Source organism: Psychrilyobacter sp., assembly GCF_049671765.1.
Classification (GTDB): domain Bacteria; phylum Fusobacteriota; class Fusobacteriia; order Fusobacteriales; family Fusobacteriaceae; genus Psychrilyobacter.
Map to the genome: position 1 here is coordinate 1 of NZ_JBATVM010000123.1, position 4,543 is coordinate 4,543.

The 4,543-nt window shown below is 29.3% G+C and carries 3 protein-coding genes and 1 tRNA gene; 3 read left to right on the forward strand and 1 reads right to left on the reverse strand.

Annotated elements, in window-relative coordinates:
- Positions 1-181 precede the first annotated feature (181 nt).
- On the reverse strand, positions 182-955 hold the full coding sequence (locus WBG30_RS06110; RefSeq protein WP_424503761.1) for a transporter substrate-binding domain-containing protein: 774 nt from the start codon (positions 953-955) through the stop codon (positions 182-184).
- Between the two features lie 460 nt (positions 956-1,415).
- Between WBG30_RS06110 and WBG30_RS06115 the strand changes: the two genes are divergently transcribed.
- From WBG30_RS06115 to WBG30_RS06125, 3 genes are all read left to right on the forward strand, one after another.
- Positions 1,416-3,551: a UvrD-helicase domain-containing protein gene (locus WBG30_RS06115; RefSeq protein WP_424503762.1), complete on the forward strand. Its 2,136-nt coding sequence runs from the start codon at positions 1,416-1,418 to the stop codon at positions 3,549-3,551.
- 80 nt (positions 3,552-3,631) lie between these two features.
- On the forward strand, positions 3,632-4,309 hold the full coding sequence (locus WBG30_RS06120) for a PD-(D/E)XK nuclease family protein (protein ID WP_424503763.1): 678 nt from the start codon (positions 3,632-3,634) through the stop codon (positions 4,307-4,309).
- 139 nt (positions 4,310-4,448) lie between these two features.
- A tRNA-Leu gene (locus tag WBG30_RS06125) sits at positions 4,449-4,536 on the forward strand.
- Positions 4,537-4,543 lie beyond the last annotated feature (7 nt).

Here is a 4,543-nt window from a genome sequence, read left to right on the forward strand (position 1 = left end):
ATTTATATTTAAATTCTAAAAAAACAGAAAGGCCTTGTGATTTATAGTTTAAACGACTAAAAGCATAGTTCCAAAATATAATTCCAATGATCAAGATGAGTGTAGTATTAACTATTTTTGCTGACAAAGTTATATCAAATTTATCATCTTTAGCATAGAATAACTCTTTAATTTTCATATGTTATAGGAAAAAAGGTATATTTCTTTTTTCAAATTCTTCTTTTGGTTCAGCAAGATATTTGTCAGCTAATCTGTCTAAACTTCCATTTTTTTTATAATTTTTTATAAAATTATTTATTTGTTCTCCTAATTTGTTGTTGTTTTTACTATATGCAATAGCCCAATATTGAGGAGTTTCTTCAAAGGGTTTTAAGATTGCTTCAGTAGTGTTTTTATTTTTTTTCCAATTTTTTAAAATTGTTAATGGGTCGTATATAAAAGCATCTACCTTTCCTTGAGTGACTTCTAAAATACATGCACTCTCTTTTTCGAAAACTAAAATATCAGCATTTGGGAAGGACTTTAAAGCTACTACGTGACCAGTAGTTCCTTTTTTGACTGCTACTTTTTTACCTTTTTTATTCAAATCCATAGGATCTTTTATTCCGCTATTTTGGTTAGCTAAAATTGCTAAATTCGATTTTGCATAGGGAGTTGAAAAATTGATAGATCTCTTTCTTCTATCTGTGATACTCATAGATGATAAGATGATATCTATTTTTTCAGTTCTGAGTGCTGGGATAAGGCCACCATATGACATATTTTCGATGACAACTTCTCTACCTAGGTATTTTCCTAAATCCGTTGCCATATCTACACTAAAACCACTTGGATTTCCATATTTATCAGTAGTCTCAAAAGGGGGATAAGCTAATTCCATCCCTACCACTAAAGGTTTTTGTCCAAAGGTGATAATACTAAAGATGATTAAAAATAAAAATATAAGTTTTTTCATAAATTCCTCCTTTGATTTCTGAGTTATATAATAAAGAATAACTTGATACTATTATATACTATAAACTTATTAAATAAAAACTTAAATTTCCTTTTTAATAGCGATAAAAATTTTATTTTTTTTAGAGGTTAATGGTATTTTAGGTAAATAAAAAAAAGGCAAAGCCCCTTAGGGTGTTTATTATAGATACTCAAAATTGTTGTTCAATGGTTAGCACATTCCTCAACGTTCCTCTTCACTCTATCATGACAATTTATAGTCTCTATTTTAACCTTGTCATTCCTTATTTTTTTCTCTTATTCTATAAAAGGGGTATATAATTTTAATGATTAAAACTTAAGCTTAAAATTTGAGTTTTTGGAAGTTAAAAGTGACTCATCTTTAAAGAGTGAAAATTAAAATTAGGAGTTGGAATAAAAAAAATATATAATTAAAAAAAGAGAGAAAGTAGGAGGAGCTTATGGAAGAAATTCGATATAGAAGGGAACAGGAGATGGTTATGAACTATACCGCTGGAAAGATGGCTATCCCAGCAGTTCCTGGGGGAGGTAAAACTTTTATCCTCAGTAGACTAGCTGCTAGATTAGCAAAAGAACTAAAAGAGGAAGAAGAAATTTTGATCTTAACCTATATGAATTCTTCTGTAAATAATTTTAAACATAGAATAATGAAACTTCTTCAAAAAAGAGGAGAGCATGAGTTTTACAGAAAATTTCAAATAAAAACAATCCATAAGGTGGGATCAGATCTTCTGAGGGAACATGGAGATAGTGTAGGAGTTACAGAGGGATTTCAAACTATGACAGATGCTAATAAATATTATTTAATGAGTTTGGTTGTGATGGAATACAGAAGGGAAAAATCTAAAGATTTAGATTCCTTTTTAGATTCTAAATACACTGGAAATGGGATACAAATCAGATGGGATAAAGAACTGATCAACTTAACACTAAAGATGATCAGTGTAATGAAAAATAAGGGGATGACAGCTAATAGATTATATAGCTATAGTAAAAAATACAGAAAAGACAGTTTATTAAGAATTGTAGGGGAATTGTTTTATAGATATGATGTGAAATGCAAAAAAGATGGGGTGCTAGATTATGATGATATCTTATTTTATAGCTACAAATTATTAAAACAAACACCTAATTTGGTAGAAGAGCTTAAATTGAAATATAGATATATTTTTGAAGATGAAGCTCAGGATAGTAATGCTCTCCAAAATAAGATAATAAATTTAATATCTAATGGGAATTTAGTTAAAGTAGGAGATCCTAATCAAAGTATATTAGGAACATTTACCTCTAGTTCTCCAGAGATATTTAAAAATTTTATAAAATCTAATCCAAAGGTGGAGATGTTTACAGCTGGGAGAAGCACAAAAAGTATAATAGAGGTGGCAAATCATATAGTGGAAACAGTCACTATAAGACATCCTCTTGAAATGGTAAGGTTAGCTCTGCAACCTCAGATTATAAAGCCTGTATTGGAAGGAGAGACCCCTTCAAATCCTAAGATAGAGGGATATGGGGTTAAAACTATAAAAGTTTTGGGGTGGGAAGAAGAAAGAGATAGATTGATAAAAGGGATAGAGGGTTTTATAAAAAAATATCCAGAGAAAAGCGTGGGAATACTTCTTCCTACTAACTACAGGATAGATGAGGTAGCAAGGATATTTAGAAGAAAAAAAATAAATTTTCAAATTCTTAGTGATATTCCCGAGAGTTTGTTAGAAGTTATGAATTTTTTAGGGGATTTTTTAGAATATTTGGCTAGGCCATTTGAAAATAAAGGATTAATTAAGCTTTTAGAAGATAATTTTTTTGTAGATGAAGAAATAAAGGTTAGGGAAAAAATATCATATTTTATAAAAACTAACCTTTTAGAAGATGTTGTTTATGGTGATGAATTTCCCAAACTAGACGAAGTTTTATTGAAAAAATATAAAGCTATTTTAAAAAAAATAAGAGCTGTATTAGATCTAAATCAGAGTTCATTGGAAAAAGTAATTATATTTATAGGAGAAATATTTGAAATACATGATGAGAAGAGGCTATTAATAGAAAAAATATCTTATGATTTAAAAAAAATATTGAAATATAATCCGAAATGGAGTTTATTAGAGCTAGCTTCTAACTTGAAAAAAGCAAAGAATAGTGAGTTTAGTTATATGGCTAAGGCTGTGGAAGAGGAAGGTATTTTAGAAAATAAGGAAAAATTCAAGGTAACTTTGTCTAGTTATCATAGGAGTAAAGGAATGGAATGGGATTTTGTTTATTTAGTAGGGGTAGACAATAGGACTTTCCCTGTACATTTAAACGAAACTAACTATGGTCAATGTTATTACTTAAAGAAGGAGTATGAATATCCTCAAATTTTTGTAGAGAGAGAGTTTGAAAGAGAATTTGTAGATAGAGATACAAAAATAGGTGTAGTAAAGAATAAATTGGAAAAGATTGGAGAGAATACTAGGCTATTATATGTAGGAATAACCAGAGCCAAAGAATATCTTATGATTAGTGGAAATGCAGAAAATGGAGTGTATTATTTAGGAGAAATAGAAAAATTTATAAAAAGTAGGGTCAATAAATAAATGGGGTAAAATTCTCTGGCAAGGGTAATTCATGAATTGCCCATGTTTTAAAAGAGGTTTACAAAAAGGAGTTGGAATATATGGAAAAATCTTTTTATTATAGTCAAAGCTCTTTGGGAATTTTCCAAAGATGTCCAAAGATGTTTGAATATATCTATATAGATGGAATATCAGGAAAAGGAATAGATAGTGAATTAAAAAAGAGTATAGATAGAGGAACTAATTTTCATATCTTAGCCGAGAGGTATTTTAATGGGATGAAAGATTATTTTTATACAGAAGATAAACAACTTTTAAGATGGATGGCTAGATTAGAAGAAAGATATTCTGAAGATATAAATTGCAAGAGTGAGTTTGAGATAAGGCAGGATAAAGATCAAATTAGGCTTATGGCAAAGTATGATTTAATAGTTATAGAAGATACTAAGATAAAGATAGTAGATTTTAAAACAAATAAAAGCCTATATAACCCAAGCGTCATGGAGGAGCATATACAGACAAAAGTTTATATGTATATTTTAGGAGAAAATTTAAAAAGAATCTTTCCTAACATTAAAATAGAGAGTATCAGCATGGAATACTTTCAATTAAATTTTCCTGAAAATAAAATTGTTATAGAATATAATGAAAAACAACATGGAACAAATAAAAAAATATTAAAGGAATTGATCGGTGAAATAAAAAAAAATAAAAACATTTTTTTGAAGAAAAATAACGAAACCTGTGAAAAATGTGGGTTTGAGAGTTTTTGTAAATAAACCTCTAAAAAAACTTTATAAAAATTTAAAAAAAGTGTTGACGAAAACCTGTAAACACGGTATACTTCTTCTTGTCCGCGAGGGAAAGCAAAAAGCAACGAACTCGAAGACAAAATGAATAAACGTTTTGAATGATTATGCCTGGGTGGCGGAATCGGTAGACGCACGGGACTTAAAATCCCGTGTCCTCTGTGGACGTGCGGGTTCAAGTCCCGCCCTAGGCACCATTTAAAA

Excerpts from the sequence above, each read along its gene's own strand:
- WBG30_RS06120 (WP_424503763.1), top strand. The coding sequence starts at position 3,632 with ATGGAAAAATCTTTTTATTATAGTCAAAGCTCTTTGGGAATTTTCCAA.
- WBG30_RS06110 (WP_424503761.1), bottom strand. The coding sequence starts at position 955 with ATGAAAAAACTTATATTTTTATTTTTAATCATCTTTAGTATTATCACC.
- WBG30_RS06115 (WP_424503762.1), top strand. The coding sequence starts at position 1,416 with ATGGAAGAAATTCGATATAGAAGGGAACAGGAGATGGTTATGAACTAT.